The 15,063-nt window shown below is 74.6% G+C and carries 12 protein-coding genes; 7 read left to right on the top strand and 5 right to left on the bottom strand.

What is annotated here, in order from left to right; translation table 11 throughout:
- Window positions 1–92 precede the first annotated feature (92 nt).
- Window positions 93–611: a GNAT family N-acetyltransferase gene (locus V2S66_RS19535; RefSeq protein ID WP_330797148.1), complete on the top strand. Its 519-nt coding sequence runs from the start codon at window positions 93–95 to the stop codon at window positions 609–611.
- 47 nt (window positions 612–658) lie between these two features.
- Here the strand turns inward: V2S66_RS19535 and V2S66_RS19530 are convergent, their stop codons facing one another.
- Together V2S66_RS19530 and glnII are read right to left on the bottom strand one after the other, a co-directional pair.
- Entirely contained in the window at window positions 659–2,665 is a 2,007-nt protein-coding gene (locus V2S66_RS19530; protein ID WP_330797147.1) for a hypothetical protein, read from the bottom strand.
- Between the two features lie 176 nt (window positions 2,666–2,841).
- Window positions 2,842–3,861 carry a glutamine synthetase gene (gene glnII / locus V2S66_RS19525; protein ID WP_330797145.1) on the bottom strand — a complete coding sequence of 340 codons (1,020 nt, stop codon included), beginning with the start codon at window positions 3,859–3,861 and terminating at the stop codon, window positions 2,842–2,844.
- A gap of 220 nt (window positions 3,862–4,081) precedes the next feature.
- Between glnII and V2S66_RS19520 the strand changes: the two genes are divergently transcribed.
- The 3 genes from V2S66_RS19520 to V2S66_RS19510 all read left to right on the top strand — a co-directional run bounded on the left by V2S66_RS19520 (window position 4,082) and on the right by V2S66_RS19510 (window position 5,814).
- The gene (locus V2S66_RS19520; RefSeq protein WP_330797144.1) at window positions 4,082–4,456 is read left to right on the top strand and encodes a 5-carboxymethyl-2-hydroxymuconate Delta-isomerase; all 375 of its coding nucleotides are present in this window, start codon (window positions 4,082–4,084) and stop codon (window positions 4,454–4,456) included.
- Window positions 4,457–4,482: 26 nt separating this feature from the next.
- A complete protein-coding gene (locus V2S66_RS19515) occupies window positions 4,483–5,361 on the top strand; it encodes a Gfo/Idh/MocA family protein (protein ID WP_330797224.1) in 879 nt (292 codons plus the stop codon).
- A gap of 87 nt (window positions 5,362–5,448) precedes the next feature.
- A complete protein-coding gene (locus V2S66_RS19510; protein ID WP_330797143.1) occupies window positions 5,449–5,814 on the top strand; it encodes a hypothetical protein in 366 nt (121 codons plus the stop codon).
- Between the two features lie 74 nt (window positions 5,815–5,888).
- Here the strand turns inward: V2S66_RS19510 and V2S66_RS19505 are convergent, their stop codons facing one another.
- Window positions 5,889–6,353, bottom strand: coding sequence for a group II truncated hemoglobin (locus V2S66_RS19505; protein WP_330797142.1), 465 nt, complete (start codon window positions 6,351–6,353; stop codon window positions 5,889–5,891).
- A 212-nt stretch (window positions 6,354–6,565) separates the two neighbouring features.
- Window positions 6,566–9,742, bottom strand: coding sequence for a lectin (locus V2S66_RS19500; protein WP_330797141.1), 3,177 nt, complete (start codon window positions 9,740–9,742; stop codon window positions 6,566–6,568).
- A gap of 388 nt (window positions 9,743–10,130) precedes the next feature.
- Here V2S66_RS19500 and V2S66_RS19495 point away from each other — a divergent pair, with 388 nt between their 5' ends.
- From V2S66_RS19495 to V2S66_RS19485, 3 genes are all read left to right on the top strand, one after another.
- Window positions 10,131–12,017 carry a glycoside hydrolase family 76 protein gene (locus V2S66_RS19495; RefSeq protein WP_330797140.1) on the top strand — a complete coding sequence of 629 codons (1,887 nt, stop codon included), beginning with the start codon at window positions 10,131–10,133 and terminating at the stop codon, window positions 12,015–12,017.
- Window positions 12,018–12,143: 126 nt separating this feature from the next.
- Window positions 12,144–13,154: an NADPH:quinone reductase gene (locus V2S66_RS19490; RefSeq protein ID WP_330797138.1), complete on the top strand. Its 1,011-nt coding sequence runs from the start codon at window positions 12,144–12,146 to the stop codon at window positions 13,152–13,154.
- A gap of 29 nt (window positions 13,155–13,183) precedes the next feature.
- The gene (locus V2S66_RS19485; RefSeq protein WP_330797137.1) at window positions 13,184–13,681 is read left to right on the top strand and encodes a DUF5990 family protein; all 498 of its coding nucleotides are present in this window, start codon (window positions 13,184–13,186) and stop codon (window positions 13,679–13,681) included.
- 39 nt (window positions 13,682–13,720) lie between these two features.
- Here the strand turns inward: V2S66_RS19485 and V2S66_RS19480 are convergent, their stop codons facing one another.
- Complete coding sequence (locus V2S66_RS19480; RefSeq protein WP_330797136.1) at window positions 13,721–14,752, bottom strand: serine hydrolase; 1,032 nt, start codon at window positions 14,750–14,752, stop codon at window positions 13,721–13,723.
- Window positions 14,753–15,063 lie beyond the last annotated feature (311 nt).

Genomic DNA, 15,063 nt, shown 5'->3' with positions numbered 1-15,063 from the left:
GGCACGTCCGCGCGACGACCGCGCCGCCGTGACCGTGCCGCCGCGCCCCCGGGGAGGGAACCGGCGGCGCCCTCCCCGCAGTCCCTGCCGGCATGAGCACTCCGCACACCCTGATCCGTCCCGCCGGGACGGCGGACCTCGACGCGATCTGCGACGTCCACGCCCGCGCCCGCGCCACCTACTACGCCGGCCACCTGCCGCCCGAGGCGTACAGCGGCCCGGCCGAACTGGACCGGCAGCGGACCGGCACGGCCCGCGCGATCGCGTCACCCGAGCGGATCGTGCTGTGCGCCGAACGGGACGGGCGGATCGTCGGTTTCGCGGCGCTCGCCGCACGGTTCGACGGCGACAGGCTCTTCCACTTCCACGTCGACCCCGAGGTGTGGCGCACCGGCGCGGGCGCCGCGCTGCACCGCGCGTGCGTCGGGGCGTGGCAGGCGGCCGGCCTCGCCACCGCCAGGCTGGAGGTCTTCGCGCCCAACGCCCGCGCCCGTGCCTTCTACGCCGCCCAGGGCTGGGTGGAGCACTCCTGCGAGGGCGACCATGTGGTGATGGAGCTGGCACTGCGGGCCGATGCGCCCGCGGCCGAGGAGCCCGGCTCCCGGCGGTAGCCGGCGCGCCCCTCCTGCCCGAGGGGCTCCTGCCGCCCGACGGGCTCCTACCGCCCGTCGAGCGGTGACAGGGTCCCGCCCGAGCCCAGTTCGCCCCTGAGGGTGGCGCGGGTGCCGCGCGGGGCGCGCACCGCGAGGTACGGGCCGTCGGCGTGCGCGTCGATGCCGTGCGTGGCGCTGATCCGGGTGACGTTCCTGCTGCCCGCGGCCAGCAGGTACCACTCGGCCGAGGGGGACTTCCACATCACGCCTGCCATCACGTTCTGGCCGAACCGGCTGCACGCGCTGCCGTCCGACTGCTGCCCGACCACGGAACCGGGCGCCGCCGCCGCGGCGTCCGGCGGCACGAAGCGCACGGTGGCCAGGCCGGGGCCGCGCCAGGTGTCGGCGCGCTCGCAGGTCCAGGACGCCGTCCCGGCGCCCTGCGGCAGCGGGGTGCGGGCGAACTCCCAGTCGTCGACGGCCCGCACGCTCTGCCCGCGCAGCACCGTGAGCCCGCACGCGTCGTGCGCCCAGCTCTCCAGCGCGGGGCCGCCGGTGGCCTCCCGCGGCGGCCCCGGCCGGCTGCTCGCGCCGGCCGCCGTGTGCGGCGGCGCGGTGTACGTCAGGTGCGTCGGCAGGATGTCGCCGAGGTCGCTGAGCAGGAAGGAGTGGTGCTCGGCGATCGTCGCCGAGGACCTGAGCTGCAGCACCGGCCAGGACGACCCGCAGGTCCCGCCGGCCACCGCGTCGGGCGTCCGCACCGGGTCGGTCACGCCGTCCGCCGAGCGGTGCAGCGCCGAACCGGGCCGGTCGGGCCGCAGCAGGTCGCGGGTCTGCGCCGCCGCCACCCAAGGGGCGGTCAGGAAACGGGCGTTGCCGTCCACCCGGTCCACCAGCACAGCCGCGGACGTGGTCAGGTCGGCGTTCTCGGCCTGCGCGAAGTCCAGCGCGGCCCGGCCGCCGCCGCGCCGGGGCTCGGCGTAGCGCACCACCCGCAGCCCGTCGTAGAAGAGCACCACCGCGGCGTCGTCGGCGTCGCCCGCGAAGAGCAGTTGCGGGGGCTGGGCGGGGCCGGAGCGCGGGGTGCCGGGGGTGGCGCTGACGTCGACCGCGGCGCCCGGATGCGCCCAGACGGCCAGCGCCCGGCGCAGCAGCCCGCCGTCGGAGGCGCGGTCGCCGCGCGCGGGCCAGGCGGAGAAGTCCATCCGCGCGGTGCCGCGCCAGGTCTGCGCGGGGACCCGTACCAGCGCGGCCGGGTCGGCCGCGCTCGGGTCGCCGGCCGGGGAGCCGGGCGCCGCGTACGGCCGGGACGCGGCGCCCGCGCCGCCGAGCGCGAGCACCAGCGCGCCGACGCCCACCACGGCCGCGGCGACCAGCGCCACCCGGGAGCGCTGGCGCCGCCGCAGCAGGTCGGTCGGCCGGGTCTGCACCGTGCACGGGTCGAACTCGCCCGCGCCGAAGGCCGACTCGGCGGTGAGGCCGCCGGCCGCCGGCGTTCCGGTCGCGGCGCGGGTCGCGAGCCCGAGGGCGGCTGCCGCCCGGAGCGCCTCCGCGGGGTCGGCCACCCCGGCGGCCGCCAGCACCGTGTGCGCGCCGCGCTCGCCCAGCCCGTCCAGGGTGCGCAGCGCGAACGCCGCCCGGCCCGCCGCGGGCAGCACCGACAGGGCGCGCTCCAGGGCGAGTTCGTCGCCGCCGCCGGCCCGGGGGTGCACCCGCAGGCCGAGCACCGCGGGCGGCCGCAGCACCTCCAGCGCCTTGCGCGCCGTCACGCGCACCCGCCCGCCGCCGCCGAACGCCAGCGCCTCGCGCAGCACTTCCCCGCGCAGCAGCCCGTACGCCCCACCGCGCGCCCTGCGTTCGGAGCGCGGCAGTGAGCGCTGGACGAGCCGGTGCGCGGTGAGCACCCTGCGGTGCTTGCCGAGTCCGGTGGGCAGGGTGAGGTAGGCCAGTGCGACCAGCCGCGGGTAGTGCTCGACGAGGGCGGCCTCCGCCTCCTCCACCGCGACCGGGGCGGCCTTCCTCCCGGCCGGCGGGGCCGTGGCGGAAGTGGCGGACTGCGCGCGCGTGTTCACGCCGTGTCAAACGACGCGTTGGTGCGATGGTCACTCCGGGCGCGCGCGGCGGGCACCGGGAGCGCCGACGTCCCGGGCATGCGGAAGGGCGCCCGTCGCGAGGACGGGCGCCCTTCTCGGGGAGGCGCCGCCGGAACCCGGCGGGCAGGGCCGGGTTCCGGCGGCTCGGCCCGGGATCAGACCAGGCCGGCCTTCTCCAGGGCGCTGCCGCAGGTGTCCACGATCAGCCGGGTCACCACGTACGGGTCCACGTTGGCGTTCGGGCGGCGGTCCTCGATGTAGCCCTTCTGGTCCACCTCGACCTGCCACGGGATGCGCACCGACGCGCCGCGGTTGGACACCCCGTAGCTGTACTCGTTCCAGGGGGCGGTCTCGTGCGCGCCGGTGAGGCGGCTCTCGACGCCGGCGCCGTAGTGCTTGATGTGCTCGAGCGGCTTGTCCTCGCGGCCGAGCGACTCGGCGGCCTCGATGATCGCGTCGTAGCTCTCGCGCATCTTCCTGGTGGAGAAGTTGGTGTGCGCGCCCGCGCCGTTCCAGTCGCCCTTGGCGGGCTTGGCGTCGAGCGTCGCGGAGATGCCGAAGTCCTCGGCGGTGCGGTAGAGCAGCCAGCGGGCCACCCACAGGTGGTCGGAGACCTCCAGCGGGCTGAGCGGACCGACCTGGAACTCCCACTGGCCGGGCATCACCTCGGCGTTGATGCCGGAGATGCCGATGCCGGCGGCCAGGCAGTTCTCCAGGTGCTTCTCGACGACCGGGCGGCCGAAGATCTCGTCGGCGCCGACGCCGCAGTAGTAGCCGCCCTGCGGCGCGGGGTAGCCGCCCTCGGGGAAGCCGAGGGGCCGCGAGCCCTGGAAGAAGGTGTACTCCTGCTCGATGCCGAACAGCGACTCCTGCGCCGCGAAGCGCTCGGCGACCTCGCGCAGCGGGGCGCGGGTGTTGGACTCGTGCGCGGAGCCGTCGATGTTGAAGACCTCGCACATGACGAGGACGTCGTCGCCACCGCGGATCGGGTCGGGGAAGGAGGCGACCGGCTTGAGTACGCGGTCCGAGGCGTGGCCCTCGGCCTGGTTCGTGCTGGAGCCGTCGAAGCCCCAGATCGGCAGTTCGGCGCCGTCCGCGAGGATGCGGGTCTTGGAGCGCAGCTTCGCCGTCGGCGTGGTGCCGTCTATCCAGATGTACTCAGCCTTGTAGGTCACGGTGACGCCATCCTTAACGAACGTGATCGCGGGTACCGGCGCCGAGCCGCGCTGATCGGGCCGGGTGCAGCGTCGCAAGAACGTTTTTCCCGACCGTTGCACCCGTGTTAACCACGTGTGAACGGCCCGTCGTGACCAGCGGGTACGGCACACCCGCCACGCCTGTCGCAGGGCTGACACGGTACGGCGCGCGCGGGGAGCGGAGGCTAGGCTCGGGGGCATGCCGCACACCATCGTTGAATACTCCGCGTCGGTGGCCGACGCCTTCGACCGGCCCGCCTTCGGCAAGGGACTCCACGACGCCCTGGTCCGGATCGCGGGCGCGCGGGCCGGCGGGTGCAAGACGCGCTTCGTCCGGCTCGACGACACCTGGATCGCCGACGGCTCGCCGCACTACGCGCTGCTCCACGTCGAGATCGGCGTGCTCTCCGGCCGCCCGCCGGAGATCAAGCGGGAGCTGAACGAGGCGGTGCTCGCCCAGCTGCGGGAGCACACCGCGCCGCTGCCGCACCTGGAGGTGCAGTTCTCGGTGAACCTGCACGACCTGGACAGCGAGAGCTACGTCCGCCACCAAGAGTCCAGGACCGAGGCGTGACCCAGCCGGCCGCGCCGCCCGCCCGGCTGCGCGTCGGCCTGCTCGGCACCGGCCCGTGGGCGCGCCGCACCCACGGGCCCGCCCTGGCCGCGCACCCGGCAGTGGACTTCGCCGGCGTCTGGGGGCGCAGGCCCGAGGCCGCCGCCGAGGTGGCGGCGCTCTTCGGGGTCCGGGCCTACGAGGACGCGGACGCGCTGATCGCCGACGTCGACGCGGTGGCGGTGGCGCTGCCGCCCGGCCCGCAGGCGCGGTTCGCGATACGGGCCGCGGAGGCCGGCCGGCACCTGCTGCTCGACAAGCCGCTGGCGGCGACCGCCGCCGAGGCGCGGTCGGTGGCCGACGCGGTCGAGCGGGCCGGGGTGCGCAGCGTGGTCTTCTTCACCCTGCGCTTCGACACCGGCGCCGCCGGCTGGATCGCCGAACAGGCCGCCGCCGGCGGCTGGTTCACCGCGCGCGCGGACTGGTTCGGAGCGGTCTTCGCGCCGGACGAGAGCCCGTCCACCAGCCCTTACGCCGACTCGCCGTGGCGCAAGGAGAAGGGCGGCCTGTGGGACGTCGGACCGCACGCGCTGTCCGTGCTGCTGCCGCTGCTCGGCGACGTGACCTCGGTGCACGCCGCCCAAGGGCCGCGCGACACCGTGCACCTGACGCTGCGTCATGACAGTGGCGCGTCCAGCACCTCGGTGCTGACGCTGTCCGCGCCGCCCGCCGCGGCCGGCGTCGCCATCGAACTGCGCGGCGCGCGGGGCGTGGCGAGCTATCCGCAGGATCTGACCGGCCCTTCGACGCAGGCCATGGCGAACGCCCTGGACGTGCTGACCTCGGGCGCCACGCACGCCTGCGACGCGCGCTTCGGGGCGCGCGTCACGGAGATCCTCGCCGCCGCACAGGACGCGCTGGGCTGAGCCGCCGGCGTTACCGGGACAAAGGATCACGGCTCAGACATGCCATGGCTCTTCCGGCCTCGATGGCCGGTGTCTATGGTCGATGGCATGAGTGCAGCGGACTGGTGGTCGATCGAGATCCTGGACGCCGAGCACGCGGAGATCTCCGCCGCGTCATGGCGTGACGCGTACGCGCAGACCCTCGCCGAGTCGCTGATCACCAACGGCGCCTCGTCGTGGGAGTGGTTCGCGTACAGCTGGGGCATCGTCCTCGAGGTGTCCTTCGCCGACGAGCGCGGCTGGGCGGCCTGGCGGGCGCTGCCCGGCACCCGGGCCGCGCTGGACGCGGTGCCCGATCCGGTGAGCGGGCTGCTCGTGCACCGCGGCCACGGCGGCGCGTCCGGCAGCTACGTGCCGCGGCTGCCGCAGGTCGATCCGGCGGCCGACCGGGTCGCGCTGCCCGAGCCCGCCTGAGCCCGAGCCCGCCCGAGCCGGGGCCCGCACCCGCCTGAGCCTCGGCCCGGGTCGGCGCGCGGCCGGGCCCGCGGTCAGTCCTGCGCCAGGCCGTCCCAGCCCCAGTGCGGTACCGGACCGGGGTCGCCGACCTCCGCGCCGGGCTGCGAGACGGCCAGCGCGATACGGGTGCCCCACTCGATGTACTCGCCGAACCGCTGCTGGAGCAGGGCGTCGTCCGGCAGCTCCTTGCGGGCCGTGGTCACCATCAACTCCGCCCAGCGGGCGCGCTGCTCCTCGGTGATCGCCAGCCCGGCGTGGTGGCCGAGCAGGGCGTGGTGGCCGCCGAGCCGCTCGGAGTAGGCGGCCGGGCCGCCGAAGACCTCGGTCAGCCAGACCACCACGTGGTCGACGTGCGTCGGGGTGAAGTGCGCGAACACCGGGGACAGCAGGGGGTCCGCGAGCACCTGGTCGTAGAAGGTGTCGATCAGCCGGCGCAGCGCCTCCTCGCCGCCGACCGCATCGTAGAAGCTCCGGCCGTGCTCGGGCTGCTCGGTCATGGTGTCTCCCCGTCCGTGGTCCGCTTCGCGCCCGGTCGCTTCCGAATCGCTCCCGCCAGGATCACCCGCGCGGCCCGCGGGCGGGCGGCCGACGGCCGGATTTCGCCCGGAGCGGACCGAACGGAGCACCGGACTCCGGAAAGCGCCCGCGGCCCGGCCACCGAAGTGGCCGGGCCGCGGACGTCGTGCGGGCGATCGCCGGTGCCGGAGCGCTAGGGGAGCACCCAGCGCTGGGCCGCCGAACCGTTGCAGGTGTAGATCTGCAGCTGCGTGCTCGGCGTCGTCGAGGCTCCGGGGTCGTCCAGGCACTTGCCGGACTGCGGGTTGACCAGCGAGCCGGAGGCGCCGGGCTGCCAGACCTGCGCGCCGGAGCCGTTGCAGGTGTACCACTGCACCTTGGTGCTGTCCGCGGTGCCGCTGCTGGTGACGTCCAGGCAGCCGCCGAGGACGCGCAGCGTCCCGTCGGTGCCGACCGTCCACACCTGGGCGCTGCTGCCGTTGCAGCCGTAGATCTGGATCGGGTTGTTGTTCGCCGCGGTGCTGTGGTCGTCGTCGACGCAGAGCGACGCGTCGACGCCGGAGACGATCGGTCCGGTCACCGAGCCGCTGCCGCCGCCGCTGCCGAAGCCGATCGAGAAGACGTGCAGCCCGCCGGTGCTGGTGTCCGACGGCAGCCGCACCGAGGTGACGGTCTTGCCGGAGGGCAGCGCGACGGGTGCGCTGGCGAACAGGTAGGACTTGACGGAGTCCGAGGCCGCCCCCGCGTGGTTGCGGTAGGCCGCGGTCGCCGCGATCGTGTTGCCGGCCGACACCGTGGCGCTGCCGCCGCCCAGCGTCCAGTCGGAGAAGGTCAGCTGGACGTTCTGCGAGGTGCCGTCACCGAAGTTCACCGTGGCGGTGCCGGTCGACGGGCCGTGGTTGGCGGCGCCCAGGAAGGAGATCGTGCCGGAGCCGCTCGCCGGCACGGTCTGACCGTTCGCCTCGTAGTCGTCCGGCTTGCCCGCTGCCGGGCTCGGCAGGGTGAAGGTCACGCCGGCCGCGGTGACCTTGCCGCCCGGGGTGACACCCGCGGCGGCCAGCGCCTGCGCCGAGTAGCTGTAGCCGACGCCGTCGAAGTTCGCCGAGGAGGACGAACTGTCGTCCGAGATGCCGACGTTGGTGTACGTGGGCGCCCCCGGGTAGGACGGCGGCGCCGCGTCGGCGCTGCTCGCCCACGAGGTGTTGGCCGAGGTGCCCAGGGTGAAGCCCAGCGTGCCGCCCGAGGTGAGCCCGCCGGCCGGCACGTACGCCTTGTTGTAGGCGGCCCCGTTCCAGGTCGCCGACTGCACGTACGGGGCGTTGTCGGCGGCTCCGTTGCCGTTGACGGTGAGCGTGTTCCCGGACGGCAGCGTGACCACCGCCTGGGTGAACATCGGGCTGCCCAGGGCGAGATCGGAGGTGCCGGGCGTCTCGGGGTACATGCCGAGCGCCGACCACACGTACCAGGAGCTCATCTCGCCCAGGTCGTCGTTGCCCGCCAGCCCGGACGCCTTGTTGGTCCAGATCTGGTCCTGGACCTTCCGCACCACCGACTGCGTCTTGTACGGCTGGCCGATGTAGTCGTACTCCCAGGGGATGTTGAGGCTGGGCTCGTTGCCGAGGTCGGTGTAGCCGTTGCCGCCGGTCAGCGAGGACAGGTCGGTGTCGAGGAAGGTCGACAGCTTGGCGTTGCCGCCCATGGCGGTGGCCAGGCCGTGCACGTTGAACGGCACCATCGGGGTGTACTGCCAGGAGTCGCCCTCGACGAAGTTGTTGCCGGAGGTCGGCGAGAAGCCGCCGGTCCAGTTGCCGGAGGCGTCACGCGGCTGGATGAAGCCGCTGCTGTGGTTCAGCAGGTTGGCCCAGCCCTGCGCGCGGTTGGCCAGGGTCTGCTGGTCCGCGGTGTCGCCGAGCGAGCCGGCCAGCGCCGAGACGGCGAAGTCGGCGGAGTTGTACTCCAGGGTCGTCGAGGCCGGCCCGTAGAAGTTGCAGCAGCCGTAACTGCCGTCGCTGGGCAGCCAGCCGAGCTGTTCGAGGTAGTTCAGCCCCGGCCGGTTGTTGTTGGTGGCGGTGGCCTCCTTCACCATGTCGGCGAGCGCCGCCGAGGTGTCGAAGTTCCGCGCGCCGAAGGCGTAGTAGTCGGCGAGGATCTCGTCCGCCGGGTCGCCGACCATCACGTACGACTCGCCGTTGTTCTCCGACCACTTGGGGAACTGCCCGGTCTGGGCGTAGTCGTCGACCATCGACTGGGCGGTGTCCGAGGCGACCTGCGGCGCGACCAGTGCCTCCAGCTGCGCCTGGGAGCGGTAGATGTCCCAGCCGGAGTAGTTGGCGTAGGCCGCCGAGTGCCCGGAGTCCACGGTGTGGGTCTTGGCGTCGAAGCCGACGTACTGCCCGTTGGTGTCGCTGATCACGTTCGGGTGCAGCAGCGAGTGGTAGAGCGCGGTGTAGAAGACGGTCTGCTGGTCCGCGGTCCCGCCGCCGATCTGCACCTTGCCGAGCTGGTTGTTCCATTTGCTCTGCGCCGCGTTGCGGGTGCCGTCGAAGTCCCAGCCGCCGTTCTCCGCGGTCCGGTTGGCGACCGCGTTGGCCACCGACACGTAGGACACGCCGACCTTGGCCTGCACCACCCGGTTGGAGGTGGTGTCGAAGGTGACGTAGCCGGTGGAGCCGGAGGCGGTGCCCTGCCCGGTGAAGGGGCGGTCGAAGAGCATGTCGAAGTAGACGGTGTACGCGTTGCCCGCGCCGCAGAACTTGCCGCTGGTCACCTGCCCGCTGACCTCGGAGCCGGAGACCTTGGTGAACTGCACGGCGGAGCCGCCGTTCTGGCTTTTCGTCAGCTTGAGCACCAGGTTGGCCTGGGTGGAGGAGGGGAAGGTGAACCGGCCCATGCCGCTGCGGGTGGTGGTGGTCAGCTCGGTGGTCACCTGGTTGTTGAGCGTCACCTTGTACGAGCCGGGGGTGGCGGACTCGTTGGCGTGCGAGAAGGCGTCGTTGGCGTTGCCGTCCACCGCGCCGACGGTGGGCAGGACCGGCACGTCGCCGCCGGCGCCGCAGCCGGGTCCGGCGATGTGCGTGAGGCTGAATCCGGTGATGGAGGAGTCGTTGTACTCGTAGCCGCCGCCGTCGGGGCGCGAGGGCGTGTCGGGACTCCACTGCACCATCCCGAACGGGACGTCGGCGCCGGGGAAGTCGTCGGCGGCGTTCGACGTGCCGATGAGCGGGTTGACCAGCGACGCCGGGGAGGTGACCAGGGCGGCGGCTCTCGTCGCCGCCTGCGCCGGGACCGCGGCGAGGCCGAGGGTGGCCAGCGCCGCGGCGGTCAGCGCGCCGAGGGCGCCGGCCGCGGTGCGTCGTGCGGATCGTGCCATAGCGGACCTGCCTCTGAAAGGTGGGTGGGGGAAGCGGTCTCTGACAACGTTGTCGGCTCGGACGTCCGGTGGAACTGTCGTGCGAGCGCCCCGGGGTGTCAAGGGGGCGCGGTCCGCGGGCCGTCCGCTGCGCGGCGTCCACCGGACATTACAACGTTATAAGCATGCGGGCCGACAATCTGTGAAGCCGCGGACGGGGTGGCGGAGTTGCTGGTCAGCGGACTGCCGGTGCTTGACTGGGGCCCAACTCGGCTGCCGAGGGCGAATGTTCACTTCCCGAAGACTCCGATGTGGCTATGGACATGACATTGCTGACGTGCTGTCATGCCGCTGGACGCCCACCGCTTTTTCCCACGTTGGAGAGACCAGGACCCGGAAGGGGCCACCTGTGCGCAAAGCGTTCTCCCAGCCGGCGCGGACCGCCGTGCTGCTGCTCGTCCTGGTCCTGATCGCAGGCATGCGCGCCGCGACCGGCGCGGGTGCGGCGACGGCTCCCGCGGTCCGCCCCGCCGCCGTCCCCGCCGCGAGCGGCGCCGTGTGCGCGCTGTACTGCGACACCCTCGACCCCTCGCGCGCCGCGCAGGAGACCTTCCCGGTGCCGGACGTGACCGACAACGGCAGGCTGCTGCGGCTGCACGTGGACGACGCCGACGGCATGGCCTGGGCCAGCATCGACCACGGCGTGCTCAACGACTCGGTGTGGCTGGACCGTTCATGGGACGGCGGCGCCACCTGGGACGGGCTGCTCGGCAAGGCGTCGATCCCCTCGGCGTGGACCGGCACGCGCACCCTGATGTACAACCTCTACGACCCGGTGAAGCACCGCCGTGCGGTGCTCCGCGCCTGCGGCGACGCGCAGGGCGTGGCCTGCACCTCCTGGGCGCGCCTGGCGGTCTGCGCGGCGTCCTGCGACGGCGCGGCGCCCGGCGCGGGAGACGTCCAGCCGGTCGCTCCGACGACGCTCTCCGGCCGGACGATCGCGCTGCACACCGACTCCGCCGGGATGGCCTGGGCGGTCCTGTCCGCCGGCCGGGCGGGCGACGAGATCTGGCTGGACCGCTCCTGGGACTCCGGCGCGAGCTGGCCCGACGGCTCCTCCAAGGGCCGCACCAGCGTGCCGTCCGGCGCCACCGGGACGCGTACCGCCGCCTTCAACACCAGCGACCCGCTGGGCCGGCTCTACGGCGGGGCGGTCCGCGCCTGCGGGCGCGCGGTCGAGGGGCAGAACGGCAGCTGCACGGCGTGGGCCAGGCCCGCGCCCTCCCGCGCCGCGGCCGCCGCCGACGCGCTGATGTACTCCTACGATCCGAACACCGCTTACTGGCCGTCGAGTTGGTGGAACTCCGCGGTCGCCCTCGCCACCGTGATCGACTACATGCGGCAGACCGGCGACACCCGGTACCGGTGGATCGTCGATCGCACCTTCCAGATCGACAAGGCCGCCTTCCCGGCCGGCGCGCGCAGCTCCGACGCCATCGACGGCGACTTCATCAGCCGCGCCACCGACGACTCCGAGTGGTGGGCGCTGGCCTGGATCGACGCCTACGACCTGACCGGCGACACGAAGTACCTCAACGAGGCCGTCACCATCGCCACCTACGTCAACGGCCTGTGGGACACCGGCACCTGCGGCGGCGGCGTGTGGTGGGACCGCGAACGCACGTACAAGAACGCGGTCACCAACGGCCTGTGGGTGACGATCACCGCGCAGCTGCACACCCGGCTGGCCGGCGACACCCTGTGGCTGGGCCGGGCCACCACCGCCTGGCACTGGTTCACCGCCTCCGGCCTGATCAACTCCTCCGGCCTGGTCAACGACGGCCTCACCGCCGGCTGCGCCAACAACGGCCAGACGGTGTGGAGCTACAACCAGGGCCTGGCCATCGGCGCGGGTGTGGAGATCTGGCGCGCCACCGGCGACTCCTCGGCGCTCGCCACCGCCCGCCGGTTCGCGGACGCCGCCGTCGCCTCCCCGGCGCTGACCTCGGGCGGCATCCTCACCGAGTCCTGCGACGCGCCGGCCGCCGACTGCGACGACAACGGCAAGCAGTTCAAGGGCGTCTTCATGCGCTACCTCCAGGACCTGAACTCCGCGACCGGCGGCGCGTACGCCTCCTTCGCGCGGACCCAGGGGGACAGCGTGTGGAACCGCGACCGCGACAGCCTCGACCGGCTCGGCGAGCGCTGGGCGGGCGGCGGCACCACCGCCCATCCCAACGTCGCCGACTGGCGGACCCAGGCGTCCGCGCTCAGCGCGCTGCTCGCGGCGGGGTGAGCGGCGGCCCACGCGAGCCGGCCGGCCGGGCCGGTGCCGGCCCGGCCGACCGGGCCGCGGGGGCCTTCCGGGTGACGTCAGGCCGCGGCGGGAAGAAACCCCGCGCGGCCGCGGCTTGTAGGGAACATGAAGGCGATCACGTACACCACCAGCGGCAGCCCCGACGTCCTGACCCTCACCGACCGGCCCGTGCCGGAACCCGGCACCGGCGAAGTGCGGGTCAGGGTCGCGGTGTCGGGAGTGAACCCCACGGACTGGAAGGCGCGGACCGCCACCAGCCCGGACGGTGCGCAGGTGCCGAACCAGGACGGCGCGGGCACGGTCGACGCCGTCGGCCACGGGGTGCCGGCGGACCGGATCGGCGAGCGGGTCTGGCTGTGGGAGGCCGCCTGGCAGCGGGCCGACGGCACCGCGCAGGAGTACGTCACGCTGCCCGCGCGGCAGGCCGTGGCGCTGCCCGCGCACGCCGGCTTCGACCTCGGCGCGAGCCTGGGCATCCCCGCGCTCACCGCGCACCGCGCGCTGACGGTGGCCGACGGCGGACCCCAGCGGCTCGCCCCCGGCGCGCTCGCCGGGCGGACGGTGCTGGTCGCCGGCGGCGCGGGCGCGGTCGGCAACGCGGCGATCCAGCTGGCCCGCTGGGCCGGCGCGACGGTCGTCACCACGGTCAGCGGCGCGCGGAAGGCGGAGCTGGCGACCCGCGCCGGCGCCCACCACGTGGTCAACTACCGCGAGCAGGACGCGGCCGCCGAGATCCGCCGGATCGCCCCCGGCGGCGTGCACATCGTGGTCGAGGTGGCCCCTGCCGCCAACGCCGCCCTGGACGTCGCGGTCACCGCCCCCGACGCCGTCGTCGCCTTCTACGCCGACGACGGCGAGGCGCTGTCGGTCCCGGTGCGCCCCTCGATGTTCACCAACCTGCGCTGGCAGGGCGTCCTCGTCTACACGGTGCCGGCGGCCGCCAAGGACCACGCCGTCGCCGCGGTGTCCGCCGCCGTCGCGGACGGCGCGCTCCACGCCGGCGAGGACGCGGGCCTGCCCTTCCACCGCTTCCCGCTGGAGCGCGCCGCCGACGCGCACGCGGCGGTCCAGGACGGCGCGGTCGGCAAGGTCCTGATCGACGTCTCCACCGCCTGAGTGTCACAGGGCGGGCGCACCATGGCGGCATGAACCGTGGCGGCCTGAACCGTGGTGGCGGCTCGCCCGTCGTCCTGACGCTGGAGGGCACCGGGCTGCCCGGGTCGAGCTGCGCGGGCGCGGCCGGGTTCCCCGGCTACGAGGGGATCCACGTCGCGGTGCAGCGGCGCGGGCGGCCGCAGGAACTGCTCGGGGTGACGCCCGGCGACGCGCCCGGTGCGCGGTGGACCCTGGAGTGCCTGGCGCGGCCGTCCGCCGACGGGCTCGCCGAGCTGACCGGGCCGTACGTGCAGGGCGGCCCCGGCGGCCGGTTCGTGTACCTGTCCTGGGGCACGGTCGGGCCCGGCGGGCAGGGGTTCGCGATGTTCCGCCGCGCCAAGCTGGTGCTGGGCGCGATCCCGCCGGAGGTGGCCGCCGCGGCCGTGCGCACCGGGCGGCTGACCGGCCGGCTGGGCCTGACCGACGCCCACGGCAGGCCGCTGTGCGCCCGCGTGGTGCCGCCGGCGATCAGCTGGACGGCGCGGTGAGCCGCGGTGAGCCGCGGCGCGGCGCGGGGGCGGTGCGCGTCAGCGCGCGTACGCCTTCGCCACCGCCCGCGCCGCGTCCTCGACCAGGTCGATGCCGCCGGCCTCCGACCGCTGGCCGGATGAGAGCACCGCGATGAGCAGCCGGTGCCCGTGGTATGTGACCTCGCCGATGCTGTTGATGTCCCACAGACCGGTCGCGCTGCGCTGCAGCCAGCCGTTCTTCAGCGCGTAGCCGCCGTGGTCGGAGTCCGCCGCCGACACGCCCCAGCGCTGGCCCGCGGTGACCGAGGCCATCAGCCCTGTGATGTAGGAGCGGGACGCGGCGGACAGCGGCGAGTCCCCGCCGTCGCCGAACACCGCCCGCAGAAGCCTGAGTTGGTCGCCCGGCGTGGTCTGCGTCAGCCCCCACAGGTCGCTCGGGCCGCCCTCGGTGCCGCGCAGGCCGAGCGTGCGGTTGGCGGCGCCGAGCCCGTACGCACGGCCGATGGTGTCCCACAGCGCCTCTGCCGCCTCGTTGTCGCTGCGCTCGATCATCGCGGTGGCCAGGCTCCGCTGGTACGCGCTCAGGCGGGTTCCGGCGTGCTGGTGCTGCAGCAGCAGCGTGGCCAGGATGTCGACCTTGACGATGCTCGCGGTGTCGTACGTGTTGTCCGCGTCGTCGCTGGTGTCGTACGCGGTCGCGGCGCCCGTGCCGTCCGCGGCGCCGTCGAGGTCGACGACCGCGACCGCCAGGTCGCCGGCGCCGGGCAGCGCGTCGACCGCGGCACGCACGGCCTTCGCCGCCATGGCGGCGGATACGCCGGTGGGAGTGGGAGTGGGAGTGGGAGTGGGGGTGGGCGTGGGGGTCGACGTCGGCGCGGAGGTGGCGGGGGCGGGCGTGGCCGCCGTCGTGGCCGGTGAGGTGTCCGCGGCCGGCACCGCGCCCGAACCGGCCTTGGCGTCCGGCGACTGCGCGATCGTGGCCACGGTGAGCACCGCCATCGCGGCCAGCGCCGTCACCGACACGGCAAGCGGCTTCGCCCACCAGCGCATCCCCCGCTCGCCGGGCGCGTCATCCCCGCCGAACGTCACCACCGCCTCCGCCGGCACCTCCGTGCCGCCCTCGGCTGTACACCGCTCCGACGAGCCCCCGGCTTCAGCGCCGGCCCCCGCCCGAGCCCCCGCGTCCGCGCCGGCAGGCACCGCAGGTGCCAGGCCGCCCGGGTCCGCAGGTATCTCCGCGGACACCTCAGCGCGCGGCGCCGCAGACGCCGCGCCACCCGCGCCCGCAGGTGCGTCCGCCGTGTCACCGGTGCGTGCCGCGGCGGTCAGCGCGGCCCCGTCTTCCGCGCCCGGCGCGGCAGGCGCGTCCGCGCCCGCAGACATCTCAGCGGGTGACGCCG

The organism is Actinacidiphila polyblastidii, assembly GCF_036353415.1.
GTDB classification, from domain to species: domain Bacteria; phylum Actinomycetota; class Actinomycetes; order Streptomycetales; family Streptomycetaceae; genus Actinacidiphila; species Actinacidiphila polyblastidii.
This window is presented reverse-complemented; position numbering and strand designations above follow the sequence as displayed.

Bases quoted from the DNA above. Each gene is read 5' to 3' on its own strand.
- V2S66_RS19535 (WP_330797148.1), top strand. From the start codon at position 93: ATGAGCACTCCGCACACCCTGATCCGTCCCGCCGGGACGGCGGACCTC.
- V2S66_RS19520 (WP_330797144.1), top strand. From the start codon at position 4,082: ATGCCGCACACCATCGTTGAATACTCCGCGTCGGTGGCCGACGCCTTC.
- V2S66_RS19510 (WP_330797143.1), top strand. From the start codon at position 5,449: ATGAGTGCAGCGGACTGGTGGTCGATCGAGATCCTGGACGCCGAGCAC.
- V2S66_RS19505 (WP_330797142.1), bottom strand. From the start codon at position 6,353: ATGACCGAGCAGCCCGAGCACGGCCGGAGCTTCTACGATGCGGTCGGC.
- V2S66_RS19500 (WP_330797141.1), bottom strand. From the start codon at position 9,742: ATGGCACGATCCGCACGACGCACCGCGGCCGGCGCCCTCGGCGCGCTG.
- V2S66_RS19490 (WP_330797138.1), top strand. From the start codon at position 12,144: ATGAAGGCGATCACGTACACCACCAGCGGCAGCCCCGACGTCCTGACC.
- V2S66_RS19485 (WP_330797137.1), top strand. From the start codon at position 13,184: ATGAACCGTGGCGGCCTGAACCGTGGTGGCGGCTCGCCCGTCGTCCTG.